The sequence below is a fragment of the Pseudoalteromonas sp. Angola-7 genome (genome assembly GCF_028599255.1).
Classification (GTDB): domain Bacteria; phylum Pseudomonadota; class Gammaproteobacteria; order Enterobacterales; family Alteromonadaceae; genus Pseudoalteromonas; species Pseudoalteromonas atlantica.
The window spans coordinates 20,596-33,831 of the sequence record NZ_JAQREL010000017.1 but is presented as its reverse complement, the minus strand read 5'-3'; the positions used below and the strand labels follow the sequence as shown (position 1 = coordinate 33,831).

Here is a 13,236-nt window from a genome sequence, read left to right as displayed (position 1 = left end):
CAGTTTTACTTTTATACCAAATCAACTAAGCGCTAAACATGGCTTTATTCATAGAAAATACCTGTTTAAACGCCATTGGCACCTAATTTGCCTTATAAAACGGGTTAGGCTAATTACGCTTAATTTTACCGTTTATGTATAAAAGTTATACACACTCTGTGTAATTAAACGCTTCAGGAGGACAATTATGGTAGATCATGGCCCGCAAATTAAAAACGACGATCAGTACGATGCGCTTCGAGATGAAGGCATGAGCAAACAAAAAGCCGCGCGCATTGCTAATAGCAATACTCATAAAACCGCTGTCAAAGGCGGCAAAGCCTCAAAGTATGAGCAGCGCACTAAAAAGCAGCTGTACAATAAAGCTAAAGAGCTCGGCATTAGTGGCCGCTCTAAAATGAGCAAACAAGGGCTAATAAATGCCTTACGTGAGCATTAAACACAGCCTCACTGATTTTTTAACGCTCCTTTTTATTATTTTTATAAAGTTAGAGTAAGCTTATGAATAACTGCGACAAAATGCCGCAGTAAAAGCATGGGCTGCTGTAATACACTAACGCAAAAAATAATAAGAAGCACAAAATGAGAAAACAACTATTTAAGCGCGCTCGAAAACTACATAAGTGGCTAGGCTATTTACTTGCCTTACAAATTTTAGCTTGGCTTTTAGGCGGCTTAGTAATGAGCGCGATACCACTTGAATACGTACACGGTAAGCACCTTGCTAAGCGCATACTTACAAACCCATTTACTCAAGCAGATTACCCCACATCACTCGATAATATTACTGCGCAAGTGCCTAACCCCACGCAAATAGTGTTTGAGCACTTTTTAACGACCCCGCTTATTACTGTTATTAATACTGACGAGCAGCAAAGCTTTAATGGTTTAACGGGGCGCCCTTTTCAGCCACCCACTAAAATACAAATTACCGCTAATGCACAAGCGCATTTACTCATCGACGCTAAGCCAATTAGCACAACGCTTTTAAAACAAGGCACTCGAGAGGTGGGATATAAAACAAATGTGTGGCAAGTACAATTTAACGACACCTTTAATACCACGCTGTATTTAAATGCAATTAACGGCAAAGTTATCACCGTTCGCAGCACACTATGGCGCATATTCGACTTTTTTTGGATGCTACACATAATGGATTACGATGAGCGAGAAGATTTTAACAACCCGCTTCTCATCAGTTTTGCAGCCACCAGCGTACTTTTTTGTTTATGCGGTATTATTTTATTAATACAAAACGTTAGGCTAAAAAAACTTACACGTGTTGGTCAATCAAAATAGGGTTGCCGTCTGGGTCGGTAATAATAAAACTTTTATCACCCACAGGCTCAACCTGGATATGAGCGCTTTGAAAATATTCGCTAAGCGCATCAACATCCTTAAACTCTGTAACGGTTTGTGCGTTTTGATCCCAGCCAGGATTGAAGGTCAGCATGTTTTTATCAAACATACCCGAGAACAAACCAATTAAATGCTCACCGTTTTTCATCACTAGCCAGCTTTGCTCTATCTTACCTGCAAACTCGCTAAAGCCCAGCTTTTCGTAAAACGCTTTTGAGGCTCTAATATCTTTAACCGTTAAACTTATTGAAAAAGCACCTAGCATAGTCATCTCCTCGCTATTTTTTATATCAGTATAGAGTGTACTAAACATTGCGGATTAAAATTTGCTCAGGCTTTATCTTTTAGCAGCAAAACTTTAGACTAGCGCCTCCTGTAGTTCACGTATGTGATGGATATGCTTAAATTTATTTTGGCCTTTGTGGCTTGTTGTATTTGTTTTTCTGCATCGAGTGAAGAATTTACCCGTTTTTCAACGGCTAAAAGGCACTTAATTAAAACCCTACCCGAAAACGCCAAAAGCCTTTACTGCGGCTGCGACATTAAAAAGCAAGGTAAAAAGCTAATCCCCGACCCTAGCAACTGTGGTTATATTCCGCGTAATACGTTAACTTCCTCTGGCAAGGTTAATGTACGTGCACTGCGTATAGAGTGGGAGCATATAGTGCCGGCGTGGGAATTTGGTCACCAGTTACAATGCTGGCAAAACGGTGGTCGTAAAAACTGTCGCAAGGTTAGTGCTAAATTTAGAAAAATGGAAGCCGATATAAACAATTTAGCCCCTGCTATTGGCGAAATTAACGCAGATCGCTCTAACTATCGCTTTGGTATGCTTAGCGAAAACGCTACCCAATATGGCCGCTGCCAAGTAAAGGTTAACTTTAAACAACGCGTTGTAGAGCCTCCTTTTTATGCCCGTAAGCGCATTGCCGACACCTACGCTTATATGCAAAAAACATACGGCTTAAAAATATCAGCTAAACAGCAAAAGCTATTTAATGCCTGGCAAAAACAAGCATTTGCAGATAAAAACAGCGCAAGTAAGCTGTAGCACACCTAAGTGTATACACTCATTTACATAATTTAGGGGCTAATACGTTGAATAAATGAACGGGTGTTGTAGTATTTCAAACAACTTATTTACAAAAAGTAGTTTTGTATGTTTAAAAATAATAAAGCAACACTCGCTATTATTGCTGCACTTTCAAGCCTAACGCTTGTGGGCTGTGGCGGTGGTAGCAGCATGAATGAAACGCCCGACCCAGTCGTCACACCTCCTGCAAGCACAGCCCCAACATGGACGGCAGGTGTGTTTGAGCCATCGGATGAGTTAAAAAACTTTTGCGAAAACCCACGCACAGGTAACGATCCGTTTAATAATAATGAGCCCTACCCTGACCAAGCGGGTTCGGCCCTTTACGAAAAGCTTTGGCTTCGCTCGTGGAGCGACGAAACCTACCTTTGGTATGATGAAATAGCTGATAACGACCCTGAAAACTTTGCTACAGTGGCCGATTATTTTGCCCAACTAAAAACCGAAGAACTAACCGACTCTGGTGCTAAAAAAGATAATTTTCATTTTTCAGAGCCTTCTGAGGACTACTTTCAAGAAGCGCAATCAGGTGTAACCTCAGGCTATGGTATAAATTGGGCATTTATTGGCGACCCAGCTGATAGAATTTTACGTGTTGCCTACCTAGAAGACGCCTCACCAGCAAGCCAAATTGGTTTTCAACGTGGCGATACTGTACTTGAAGTTGATGGCGTAAGCATTAATACCAGCACGCAAGCAGGCGTAGATACCTTAAACGAAGGCTTATTTAGCCCCACTAATGGCGACTCGCACACCATCGTGGTGCGCAGTAACGATGGCGCTGAAAAAACCTTTAACGTAACTGCCGGCAACATAGAGCAAACACCGGTTCAAAACGTAAAAACCATTACCACTGCAAATGGCACTAGCGTAGGGTACATGCAGTTTAATAGCCATATAGGTATTGCCCAAGAAGGCTTAATTGCTGCAGTTAATAAATTTAAAACCGATAACGTAGAAGAGCTTGTTATCGACTTTAGATATAACGGAGGCGGTTTATTAGCGCTTTCTTCGCAGCTGGCTTACATGGTGGCGGGCAGCGCCAACATTCAAAACCGTATTTATTACCAAACTCAGCAAAACGATAAACAACCGGTAGAGTCGCCTTTTCCGTTTATAGATGAAGAAATTGATTACTCAACTTTTTTTAGCACTGGCGAAAGCCTCCCCGATTTAAACCTATCTAAGGTGTATGTGCTTAGTACATCGGGTACGTGTTCAGCCTCAGAAGCCTTTATTAATGGCTTAAAAGGCATTGACGCCGAGGTAGTGCTCATTGGCGACACAACCTGCGGTAAACCATACGGTTTTACCCCAACACATAACTGTGGCACCACCTATTACACCATTCAATTTAGCGGTATTAACAGTAAAGGGTTTGGTGAATATGCAGCAGGCTTTACGCCAACGCCTACACCACAGTTTGATGCTGATGTAAAAGGCTGTGTAGTCAGTGACGACTTTGATAATCAACTAGGCGATCCAAACGAAGGGATACTCTTTACTGCGCTTTATCATATTGATAATAACGGCACGTGCCCTGTTAGCACCGCCTCTGCAAGTATTAAAACGCAAGTACAAAGCGCTGCTGGCGATAGCAAGCAGCTATTACCTTTAAACGCACCTAATAACGTTAACCGTGGCAATATGGATTTAACCTGGCCTACGTTAAATAAGGATAAGTAATGGCTAAACTACTGGCAATATTAACCTTATTATTTATTGGAGGCTGTAACAGTATGAGTAATGCCACTGCTAAGCCTGCACTACTAACCGAGGTAAACCCAGGCGTTATAGCCACGCTCCAGCAAGCGATTATAAAAGCAAAGGGCGGCACACTAGTTACGCTGGCCGACACCGTTTTTACTAAACGCAGCGAGTTATTACTAAGCCATGGAAATAGTAAAGACTCAAATGGTATGCCCATAATGGGCGCGCATAATATCAAGCCAGAAAAGTTTGTTTTACAAATAATCGGCAAGCAGTGCGTGCTTTATTATCCTAAAAAAGATATGTCTATTGAGCTTAAAAACGTAAGCTGTAAAGCACAATAAAATACTATTAAAAAGGCACACAGCATTTATGCTGTGTGCCTTTATCATTTTTCTCTTGGTTTATAAGTCTTGATGCGGACCAAACACTTCGTAATGAATATGCTCGTTTTTAACGCCTAGTGCCAGTAACTGGCTTTTCACAAACGCCATAAACCCAGCGGGGCCGCATAAGTAAAAATCGCCATTTGTAAGAGGTAACTGTGTTTTTATGGCAGCTAAGTCCATTAACCCTGTAAAATCAGCCCTATCACTACTTTGATTAAACCACGTAATAGTTTGCAAGCTGTTATAAGCCGCACTTAATTCATTTAAATAGTGTGCAAATGAGTGCTGCTGCGTATTTTCGCACGCATGTAAATACATAATATTTTGCTTAGGGTTATCGCTTAATAGCGTTTCGAGCATCGCAAGCATTGGGGTTTGCCCTACACCTGCTGAAATAAGTACCGCTGGTTTTTTACTATTTCGTAAAAAGAAATCTCCTGCAGGCGGGTACAGTTCAACTACGTCGCCTTGAGCTAGTGAGTGTAAATAATTAGACACCATGCCAGGCTTTGGCTGTAGCTCTTTTTTAACGCTAATACGGTAGTTTTTACCATTGGCTTTTTGTGAAATAGAATACTGGCGAATCTCTTCATATTCAGCGCCCGCTGGTTTAACTTTAACCCCTAAATATTGGCCAGGTTTATGGGTAATAACCGCTTTGCCATCTATAGGCGTAAGTGTAAAACTTGTTACGAGTGCTGATTCAACCTGTTTGTTGGTTATTTCAAATTGGCGCGTGCCCGCCCAACCACCGTGTTTATTTTTACTGTGCTCATATAAAGCCGCTTCTTCGGTAATACAAATATCAGCAAGCAGTGTGTAAGCTTCACGCCAAGCGTATTCTACATCCGGCGTAAACTGCTCTGGTATTAGCTCTTTTAAGGTGCCAATTAAGTGAGCACCAACAATGGGGTAGTGCTCTGGTAAAATATTTAAACTGGTGTGCTTATGGTTAATGCGCGCTAATGCCTCTTTTAACACCGCTAAGTTATCAATATTTTGGGCGTATGCCGCTAAGGCGTTAAACAAAGCAAATTGCTGGCGCCCGGTGTTTTGGTTAGCCATATTAAAAATATTTTTAAGCTCTGGGTTATGGCTAAATAGTCGCTTATAAAAATGATCGGTCACAACCGTGCCGGCTTGCGCTAATAACGGAACAGTGCTTTTAACAATCTCAATGGTTTTATCAGATAACATAATGTAGTCCTGTAGGTAAACTAACCACGGCGCCCATCAACACGACGGCGCGTTAATATAGGTGTGCAGTAAATTAAAAATAACAAAAAAGCCACTAACCACAGCAAGGCACTGAGCTGCCAAGTAAAGTGTGGCCCAATAATTAAGGGGAGTATGGAGCGAGTAATAGCTGCCACCAGCACAAGCGCAAAAGCAACAGATATATATTTAGGTATATTAAGCCTACGCCCTGTATGCCCTAGTGATACACGGGTCATCATGGCTAAAATCATCATCCCTATTGTGCCAATAGTGATAAGGTGGAGCGCATCTTTAAAATGTATTTCGCTAATGTAAAAGCTCAGTGCAATCATCATTAAGCCAACACCTAAAGCAAAATAAGAAAAATGCAAAGACCATAATAAAGGCACTTTTAGCACGTTTGCATGCCACCAAAGTTTTGCTCGAATTAAGTGAAGCACAGCCACTATTGCAACAATGAATGCAGGGCTAATTGAGCTTAAAAATAATTTACTGATAAAAAATAAAGTAATTGCCAATATTGATAAATATAGCAGCGCTTTATCAATTTTAGGAGTGCGTACTTGCTCGCTAAGCGCTAAACCTTTAGCTGTAAAAAAAGGAATAACCCGCCCTGCTACAATGCCGACCAGTAAGCTGACAACCAATACCGCAGTGTCAACTACAGCTAATGCAAGCTGCATGTTGTTATTTAAAACAAGTAGTAAATAAAGAGTATTAAGGGCGCACAACACGCTTAAAATAACTAAAAACGGGTAATTATTTTTACTGCGTGCTGTTATTAGCATATTAGCCAGTGCCGTAATTGCCCCTAGCCACCATGCTAGCTGTAGCACAGTAACAAGCCATAAATTAGCATTAGCAAAATCAGCCAGCTTTATAAAAAACGCTAAACGAGCACTTATCCATACAAAAGTAAGCAGCATAAGTGCTTTGCCACTTATACTTTCAACGCCCGTCCAAGTTTGTGCCGCCGTAAGTAAAAAACCGACTGCTACCACTCCTGCAAAGCCAAATAGCATTTCGTGCGCGTGCCAAAGTGTGGCTGGCATGGTTAAGTGCCAACTAGCATAGCCCGTTAAAATAAGTAGCCAATACCCTATCGATAAAAATGCCAGCAAACCGCCTGCTAAAAAGTAGGGTCTAAATGCAAGCATCCATAACGGCCATTTTGTTACGTGATGAATAGCCACGCGTGCAGGCATTGGCTTTGTTAAATTTAGTGGGCGCATTAGCGTACTTCCTGCCCTAAACCATGTTGAGCAACACAACGCAGCACATAACTAACTTTTAAAATAGCTGCCACTACAATCGTACTAATATGCGCTGATATTTGTACCTGCATCGAAAAGTGCTCTGCGTACGGGTAACTAATTAAAATGCTAACAACCATACAAATAGCGCTAAGCCCTAATACTGTATTAGCAGTAAATAATAGCGTTCTAAAAAATGCGCCTAACTCAAGCTGGTTGTTTACATTATTTAGTGTAAGTGTGTACATAACTACCTCAGTAACCATTAACGTCACTTAGCTATTACACATAGCGTGCCAATAAAATAAAACATTAATATTCAGCAAGTTAACTATAAACGCTTTACAAATTGAGTCTTTATGACACACTCTAATTTAAATCATAGAAACACGAATAGGTCATTTTGACATGAACCAGCAATTCAACCTTACCCAAGTGGCTTTAGAGCTTGCCCAAAGCACGCTGCACGAGCACAGCTTTGATCAATTATTGGCAACGGTTGAGCGTGTAATACCTAGCGATGCCAGTGCATTACTTGTCGTGCAGGGCGAGCAACTTAAACCCTTAGCCATCAAAGGTCTGATGCCCGACAGCCTTGGCAGGCGTTTTAAAATAGCTGAGCACCCACGATTAGCGGCCATTTGTAGTGCAAGCCACGCATTACAGTTTGCACACGACTGCCCCCTGCCCGACCCATACGACGGCCTATTGCTGGCTAAAACGGGCGATATTCCTGTGCATGCTTGCTTAGGGTTACCCCTTTACGATAAAAGCACTTTGCTAGGCGTGCTTACATTCGATAGCTTAAACGCAAATGCCTTTAGCAGTATCAGCGTGGATACGCTAAGCACCTTACAAACACTGTGCAGTGCGCATTTTAAAACAGCCCTAGAGCTTGCCCATTACAAACATCATGCTCAGCATTCAAACGCCCTTGTACAAGCGCTAACGCGTGATGCACTTACTCGCGATGGCGGCGAAATTATTGGCCAAAGCCCTGTAATGCAAACGCTAAAAAATGAAATAAAACTCGTTGCAGCCTCTAATTTTAGTGTATTGGTGTTAGGAGAAACGGGCGTAGGGAAAGAGCTAGTAGCGCGTAATATTCACTTAAATTCTGCCCGAAAAGATCAACCGCTGATTCACTTAAATTGTGCCTCACTCCCCGAAAACCTTGCAGAGAGTGAGTTTTTTGGCCACGCCAAAGGCTCATTTACTGGCGCACAAAATGCCCGCCAAGGTAAGTTTCAGTTAGCTGATGGTGGCACGTTATTTTTAGACGAAATTGGCGAGCTACCATTGGCTATGCAAAGCAAACTATTACGGGTGTTGCAAAGTGGTGAAATACAAACAGTGGGAGAAGACACGCCAAAATATGTGGATGTAAGGGTAATAGCAGCCACTAATCGTGATTTAAAACATGAGGTAGCGCAAGGCCGCTTTAGAGCCGATTTATATCACCGGCTAAGTGTTTACCCTATTACCGTGCCGCCACTTAATAAACGCGAGCACGACATAACTTTATTGGCTGGTTATTTTATTGAACAAACTGCCCGTAAATTAGGTATTAAACAATTAAAGCTAAGCACTGAAGCGCAAGTATTGCTCAACCAATACAGTTGGCCTGGTAATGTACGCGAGCTTGAGCATGTTATTAGCCGCAGCGCATTAAAAGCTAAACAAAGCCAGTGGCAAAACCCAATAATAACAATTACAAGCGAGCACTGCGATTTAGCCCAACAACCAAACAACAACGCGCACGTTAGCACGTCAATTACCGCCCACATTGCTCATCATCAGCCCTTAAAACAGGCCGTTGAATCTTTGCAATTTACGGTTATTACCGAGCAATTAAAACAGCATAATTATAATTGGGCAGCTACTGCACGAACCCTTGAACTCGACAGAGCCAACCTAGTTAGGCTTGCCAAACGCTTAGGCATTAAAGTTAAAAAAACTATTTAACGTGTGGCATGTTACTAAAGTAGGTTTTTAATAACGCAGCAAAGGCTTGCACTTTGGCCGTGCGGTGCACTAAATGGTGAGTAACCAACCAAGAGTCAAACTCCCAATGTAATTTGTCGTGCAATATAGGCACTACGTCGGGGTTATTTTCTATCGCGCTTTGATGCAACCCCCCTATGCCTAAGCCTTTAATAACCGCGCGCGCCGCTTCTGAGGTTTCTGATACTCTTAATTTAATTTGCGACTGAGGAATAAACTCATCAACCCAGCTAAAGTAAGGTACACGCGCATTAAACCCCGCAATACCCGATATAAAATTATGCTGCTTTAAGTCATCTAAGGTTTTTGGCATGCCGTGTTTAGCAATATAACGTTTGTGGGCATATAGGCCGGCCGATAGCTTAGCTAAGTGCTGCGCTATATAGTCGCCTTCATCAGGTTTAGGGCCTACACGTATTGCTATATGAGCTTGTCCGTGGTCAAGCCTTAGGCGCTTTTGCTCTAAAATCACTTCTAGCTGCACTTGTGGGTGCAATGTTTGAAACTGCTCACACACGTTGCTTAGCATATCCATAAAACCACTTACGGTAGTCAGTAACAAGCTCCCTCTGAGCTCACTATCGGCTGCGGCAATGGCATTATGTAAACCTTCGAGTGAGTTATCTATTGCTTGTGCGGTTTCAAATAATTTTGCCCCGCTTTCGGTTACTTTATATCCGCGCGCATGGCGATGAAATAACCGTACATTTAAGTTTTTCTCTAAGTTATTTATGCGCCTCAACACTGTGCTATGGTGCACACTCAATGCCTCTGCTGCGGCGGTCAAAGTACCTAGCCTTGCCACTTCAAAGGCAACTTTTACGTCTTGCCAGTCGTCAAATTTTATTGCCACGCTACCCGCCTTCTACTTATGTGCATATAAGCACATAAGTGTTGCGTTTATTCGGGTTTTCTACAAGCAAAAATTTGCTACATTAGTGTCATACCCAACCAATAAAAAGGTCTAAATTATGTCAGCACCAAAAATTATCGCGCTCGCGGGTAGCCTGCGTAAAGATAGCTTTAACCAAAAACTCATTAACGAAGCAGCTCGTTTTGCTCTGCAAACCGGTGCTGAAGTGGAAGTAATTACACTCGCTGAGTTAAATTTGCCATTATTTAGCGAAGACATTGAAGCGCAAGGCACACCCACCGATGCCCAACTATTGAAAGATAAACTGCGTAATGCTGATGGTATTTTACTAGCAAGCCCAGAGTACAACGGCTCAATTACTGCTGCACTTAAAAATGCAATTGATTGGGCATCGCGAACTGAGCAAGGCGCAGTACCCGCATTTCGCAACAAGGTAGTGGCGTTATTTGCTACATCACCGGGCGGTTTGGGTGGGCTGCGCGGCTTAAACCATGTACGCGATATTTTAAGCGGGATTGGCTCGTTAGTACTTGCCGATCAGCTCGCTATCCCATCAGCATTTACTGTATTTGACGAAGATGGAAAAATTAGCGACCCTACCACAGCAGAAAAAGTGAGCGTATTAACGCAGCAGCTCGTTTCTGTTGCTAGTAAATTAAGCTAATTTTTACGATTGTGTCGCTGCTAATTTAGCAGCGATAAAATCGGTGTGCGCTACATATAAAAGCCCAGCCACTTTGCGTATTACATACTCTTCTTGAGGGTCTATCTCTCCATCGGCATACGCCAATCGCCATAGTAGCTCAATTATTTCAATGCGCTGCGCCGCACTGCAGTGATCGTTAATTTGCTTAGAAAATTGAAAGTAATCAATAGCCCCATCTAAGCTACCAGCGGCATTAGTGGTGAGCTCATCAACTTCCGATTCTGTTAAATTAAAGTATTTTTTTAAGGTTACAGTCAGGGTGTGTTGTTCATTATGGTCGAGCTTAGAATCAGCACGCATTACTTCAATAAGCAGCGCAGCAACCGCTGTTTTTAGATCATGCTGCTCTATGCTTGGCTGTTGCTCGTCAAAAGCGGCAAACAGTTGTTTTATTTGTTTGAACATCACATATTCTCTTTTTGGGTGTTAGACTTAACTTAAATACATCGCACTTAATGCTTTATTAATGGGTATTAAGTTCGCAAATTAAAGGATACATTTTTATGAAAGGCTTATACACACCGCATTTAGTTGTTGGCGCTGCATTGCTAGCCTTTTCTGGTATAGGGAGCGCCTTTGCAGAAGTGGGCGAAAAAGAAAAGTCATACGACTTTGATAACAAAGTACATTACTACCAAACCAAAATTGGTGAAGACAACTATAAAATAGAAATACAATCAGACGACTACAAACACTTTGCTAATCAAAGTATGTTTTTACTGCGCCACGCAGACAGATTATGCCGCGGCAGAACCTTTATGTTAAAAGTGCTTGAAGGCGTGCAAGAGTACGAACGTTTTCCTACTAAACCACGCGCTTATCAACCACCATTAAACGTTTTACTACAATGTGACGCACCCGAGAAAAAAGAAAAATAGTTTATTTTTCGTAGCCCCACGGCGCTGCTGGTGGAGTAATTGGTTTAGTTAAATCAAAGTCCACCTTAAACTCGCGCCCTTGGCGAATTAACCGATACGTAAATACCTCAGGATAAATATACATTTGCCATGTATTACCTGCCGACTGCGCTATCCCTTGTGCTACAAATAACTCTTTAGAGTATTGATCGGCCGGGAAAGACTGCATTTGTGCAAAACCCGCATCAAGAGTATGACCGCCATACATAGTTGAAGCATCGTCGCTGCCATCTTCATGGCGATGATCATGCTTTAAGCTCAAACCACTGCCCGTTTTAGTAATGATCCATGTACGCGATGCATCATCTCCCACATGAAATGGTACTTGTAGCTCGCTATCTGTGCATTTACGAACATGCATAATTAGTTTTTTATTCTCGAATGAACTTGGGCCTTTTGCGTTATCTACGCTTACTTTGCCCTCAAACGCTTTACCACAATGCGCAGCTATATTATTAAAAAATGCATCGTGTGTTGGTATAGATACCAAAGGCGCAGGGCGCGCAATAGCCGCTGATGAGGCAAGTAATAACGTTGCTGCCGTTAATAATTTCATAAAGTACTCTTATAATAGTTTTTTAATACCATAGCGGTTTAAGTTAATAATGGGAAATAGCTGCGACAAGTGGCTTTTCTGCTCTGTTTTTCATTAATGTTAAAAGTGAATAATGGAAGTCTTGAAAAATCACCTCACCCCATATTCGCGAATAAACACCAAAATTTGTATTATCTTGCACAGTCGTTTTTAAAGTTAAAATCGTATTGCCGCTTTTATCTTCACTTAACGCATACCCACCATAAAGAGGTGAAAAGTATTCGCCGCCTAGTTTTACGTGTTTATCGAGTGCGTCATCGGGAATAGCATCAGGGTCTATCTCAAATCTATATAGCATCTGTTTATTTGGCTGCCAATCCGTAATCACTTCTTTAAATGTAACTCCTTTTTGCCATTTACTGGTTCTAACAGCCCCAACCCCCGTAGCATTCATATTTGCCTCTAAAGGTTTAGGTACACCTATTAATTGGGTAAGCGAAAATGGCAATTCTTGTGGCTCTATGGTGCTTACATTAGCAAGCTGCTGCCACACACGGTTTATAGGCGCTTCAATAACTATAGAGTTGGTGACTTCATACGTTTTTGATAAGTGTAAATAATTTACTTCAATAGGTGAGAGCAATACAGGAAGCAAAACTATTGAAAGTAAAGGCCTGTTAGCGTTTTTTGTTTGGCGGTTTTTAATAAAGCCTGCCAGTAAACCACCCATACTTGCAAAGAGCATAAAGGCAGGCAAAGCCATTGCCACACAAATACTGCCTTCCAGTAGTGTAATAACGCTTACAAGTAAAAAAACAAAAATTGGCTGCCAAGCAATTGTCACCATTTGCCTTTTAGTTAATGTATTTGAGCTTTTAAATTCAAAATGAATACGAATATAGCCAATTGCAACGGGCACTAAAAACATAAATGAAATAGATACAAGGCTACTTAAATTATAAGTATCAAGCAGCTCCACAAACAGCCGCATAAATATACCGTAAAGCGTACCAAGTAAAATACCAATTGATTTAGGAGATTGAATTTGCATTGAATTTCTTATTATTTGAGTAACCATTGAACCTAGCAGATGCGCTATTTCAGTTCAATTAAAATACATAAACCACTACTTAGACTAAAGGATAACAGCCTTGTTTTTACAATGTTTCACCAAATTA

At 41.5% G+C, this 13,236-nt stretch carries 16 protein-coding genes; 8 read left to right on the top strand and 8 right to left on the bottom strand.

The window, feature by feature from the left end:
- The first annotated feature begins 184 nt into the window (after positions 1–184).
- Both PSH50_RS18150 and PSH50_RS18145 read left to right on the top strand, forming a co-directional pair.
- A complete protein-coding gene (locus tag PSH50_RS18150; RefSeq protein ID WP_024033916.1) occupies positions 185–439 on the top strand; it encodes a Rho termination factor N-terminal domain-containing protein in 255 nt (84 codons plus the stop codon).
- A gap of 143 nt (positions 440–582) precedes the next feature.
- A complete protein-coding gene (locus tag PSH50_RS18145) occupies positions 583–1,299 on the top strand; it encodes a hypothetical protein (protein ID WP_273609959.1) in 717 nt (238 codons plus the stop codon).
- On the opposite strand, the gene PSH50_RS18140 is transcribed toward PSH50_RS18145, so the two are convergent.
- Positions 1,274–1,624, bottom strand: a complete 351-nt coding sequence (locus tag PSH50_RS18140) for a VOC family protein (protein WP_273609958.1) — start codon at positions 1,622–1,624, stop codon at positions 1,274–1,276. The two genes, PSH50_RS18145 and PSH50_RS18140, sit on opposite strands and share 26 nt — an antisense overlap.
- A gap of 126 nt (positions 1,625–1,750) precedes the next feature.
- Between PSH50_RS18140 and PSH50_RS18135 the strand changes: the two genes are divergently transcribed.
- From PSH50_RS18135 to PSH50_RS18125, 3 genes are all read left to right on the top strand, one after another.
- Positions 1,751–2,410 carry an endonuclease gene (locus PSH50_RS18135; protein ID WP_031289967.1) on the top strand — a complete coding sequence of 220 codons (660 nt, stop codon included), beginning with the start codon at positions 1,751–1,753 and terminating at the stop codon, positions 2,408–2,410.
- Positions 2,411–2,518: 108 nt separating this feature from the next.
- Positions 2,519–4,138 carry a S41 family peptidase gene (locus PSH50_RS18130; RefSeq protein WP_273609957.1) on the top strand — a complete coding sequence of 540 codons (1,620 nt, stop codon included), beginning with the start codon at positions 2,519–2,521 and terminating at the stop codon, positions 4,136–4,138.
- Positions 4,138–4,506 (top strand): hypothetical protein, encoded by a 369-nt coding sequence (locus PSH50_RS18125; protein WP_004589374.1) that lies wholly within the window; start codon positions 4,138–4,140, stop codon positions 4,504–4,506. The genes PSH50_RS18130 and PSH50_RS18125 overlap by 1 nt, the downstream gene beginning before the upstream one ends.
- Before the next feature lie 60 nt (positions 4,507–4,566).
- On the opposite strand, the gene hmpA is transcribed toward PSH50_RS18125, so the two are convergent.
- Genes hmpA through PSH50_RS18110 form a run of 3 tightly spaced genes read right to left on the bottom strand, consistent with a single transcriptional unit; the run spans position 4,567 to position 7,288 of the window.
- The gene (gene hmpA / locus PSH50_RS18120) at positions 4,567–5,748 is read right to left on the bottom strand and encodes an NO-inducible flavohemoprotein (protein ID WP_337946904.1); all 1,182 of its coding nucleotides are present in this window, start codon (positions 5,746–5,748) and stop codon (positions 4,567–4,569) included.
- 20 nt (positions 5,749–5,768) lie between these two features.
- Positions 5,769–7,001 carry an NnrS family protein gene (locus PSH50_RS18115; protein WP_273609956.1) on the bottom strand — a complete coding sequence of 411 codons (1,233 nt, stop codon included), beginning with the start codon at positions 6,999–7,001 and terminating at the stop codon, positions 5,769–5,771.
- Positions 7,001–7,288, bottom strand: a complete 288-nt coding sequence (locus tag PSH50_RS18110) for a hypothetical protein (protein WP_273609955.1) — start codon at positions 7,286–7,288, stop codon at positions 7,001–7,003. Before PSH50_RS18110 ends, PSH50_RS18115 begins: the two co-directional genes overlap by 1 nt.
- A 142-nt stretch (positions 7,289–7,430) precedes the next feature.
- Here PSH50_RS18110 and norR point away from each other — a divergent pair, with 142 nt between their 5' ends.
- Complete coding sequence (gene norR / locus PSH50_RS18105; protein ID WP_273609954.1) at positions 7,431–8,987, top strand: nitric oxide reductase transcriptional regulator NorR; 1,557 nt, start codon at positions 7,431–7,433, stop codon at positions 8,985–8,987.
- Here the strand turns inward: norR and PSH50_RS18100 are convergent.
- A complete protein-coding gene (locus PSH50_RS18100; protein WP_004589379.1) occupies positions 8,980–9,879 on the bottom strand; it encodes a LysR family transcriptional regulator in 900 nt (299 codons plus the stop codon). The genes norR and PSH50_RS18100 overlap by 8 nt on opposite strands.
- Positions 9,880–9,997: 118 nt before the next feature.
- Between PSH50_RS18100 and PSH50_RS18095 the strand changes: the two genes are divergently transcribed.
- Complete coding sequence (locus tag PSH50_RS18095) at positions 9,998–10,564, top strand: NADPH-dependent FMN reductase (RefSeq protein WP_029773331.1); 567 nt, start codon at positions 9,998–10,000, stop codon at positions 10,562–10,564.
- Positions 10,565–10,567: 3 nt separating this feature from the next.
- Here PSH50_RS18095 and PSH50_RS18090 read toward each other — a convergent pair whose 3' ends face one another.
- On the bottom strand, positions 10,568–11,011 hold the full coding sequence (locus PSH50_RS18090) for a TerB family tellurite resistance protein (RefSeq protein ID WP_121638126.1): 444 nt from the start codon (positions 11,009–11,011) through the stop codon (positions 10,568–10,570).
- Between the two features lie 98 nt (positions 11,012–11,109).
- Here PSH50_RS18090 and PSH50_RS18085 point away from each other — a divergent pair, with 98 nt between their 5' ends.
- Entirely contained in the window at positions 11,110–11,484 is a 375-nt protein-coding gene (locus tag PSH50_RS18085; protein ID WP_004589382.1) for a hypothetical protein, read from the top strand.
- Position 11,485: 1 nt separating this feature from the next.
- Here the strand turns inward: PSH50_RS18085 and PSH50_RS18080 are convergent, their stop codons facing one another.
- Positions 11,486–12,079 (bottom strand): hypothetical protein, encoded by a 594-nt coding sequence (locus PSH50_RS18080; protein ID WP_029773333.1) that lies wholly within the window; start codon positions 12,077–12,079, stop codon positions 11,486–11,488.
- Between the two features lie 43 nt (positions 12,080–12,122).
- Positions 12,123–13,109 carry a hypothetical protein gene (locus PSH50_RS18075; protein WP_273587827.1) on the bottom strand — a complete coding sequence of 329 codons (987 nt, stop codon included), beginning with the start codon at positions 13,107–13,109 and terminating at the stop codon, positions 12,123–12,125.
- Positions 13,110–13,236: the final 127 nt, after the last annotated feature.

What these genes read in the sequence shown, in the direction of transcription:
- PSH50_RS18145 (WP_273609959.1), top strand. Translation starts at nt 583, where the DNA reads ATGAGAAAACAACTATTTAAGCGCGCTCGAAAACTACATAAGTGGCTA.
- PSH50_RS18140 (WP_273609958.1), bottom strand. Translation starts at nt 1,624, where the DNA reads ATGCTAGGTGCTTTTTCAATAAGTTTAACGGTTAAAGATATTAGAGCC.
- PSH50_RS18135 (WP_031289967.1), top strand. Translation starts at nt 1,751, where the DNA reads ATGGATATGCTTAAATTTATTTTGGCCTTTGTGGCTTGTTGTATTTGT.
- PSH50_RS18130 (WP_273609957.1), top strand. Translation starts at nt 2,519, where the DNA reads ATGTTTAAAAATAATAAAGCAACACTCGCTATTATTGCTGCACTTTCA.
- PSH50_RS18125 (WP_004589374.1), top strand. Translation starts at nt 4,138, where the DNA reads ATGGCTAAACTACTGGCAATATTAACCTTATTATTTATTGGAGGCTGT.
- hmpA (WP_337946904.1), bottom strand. Translation starts at nt 5,748, where the DNA reads ATGTTATCTGATAAAACCATTGAGATTGTTAAAAGCACTGTTCCGTTA.
- PSH50_RS18115 (WP_273609956.1), bottom strand. Translation starts at nt 7,001, where the DNA reads ATGCGCCCACTAAATTTAACAAAGCCAATGCCTGCACGCGTGGCTATT.
- PSH50_RS18110 (WP_273609955.1), bottom strand. Translation starts at nt 7,288, where the DNA reads ATGGTTACTGAGGTAGTTATGTACACACTTACACTAAATAATGTAAAC.
- norR (WP_273609954.1), top strand. Translation starts at nt 7,431, where the DNA reads ATGAACCAGCAATTCAACCTTACCCAAGTGGCTTTAGAGCTTGCCCAA.
- PSH50_RS18095 (WP_029773331.1), top strand. Translation starts at nt 9,998, where the DNA reads ATGTCAGCACCAAAAATTATCGCGCTCGCGGGTAGCCTGCGTAAAGAT.
- PSH50_RS18090 (WP_121638126.1), bottom strand. Translation starts at nt 11,011, where the DNA reads ATGTTCAAACAAATAAAACAACTGTTTGCCGCTTTTGACGAGCAACAG.
- PSH50_RS18085 (WP_004589382.1), top strand. Translation starts at nt 11,110, where the DNA reads ATGAAAGGCTTATACACACCGCATTTAGTTGTTGGCGCTGCATTGCTA.
- PSH50_RS18080 (WP_029773333.1), bottom strand. Translation starts at nt 12,079, where the DNA reads ATGAAATTATTAACGGCAGCAACGTTATTACTTGCCTCATCAGCGGCT.
- PSH50_RS18075 (WP_273587827.1), bottom strand. Translation starts at nt 13,109, where the DNA reads ATGCAAATTCAATCTCCTAAATCAATTGGTATTTTACTTGGTACGCTT.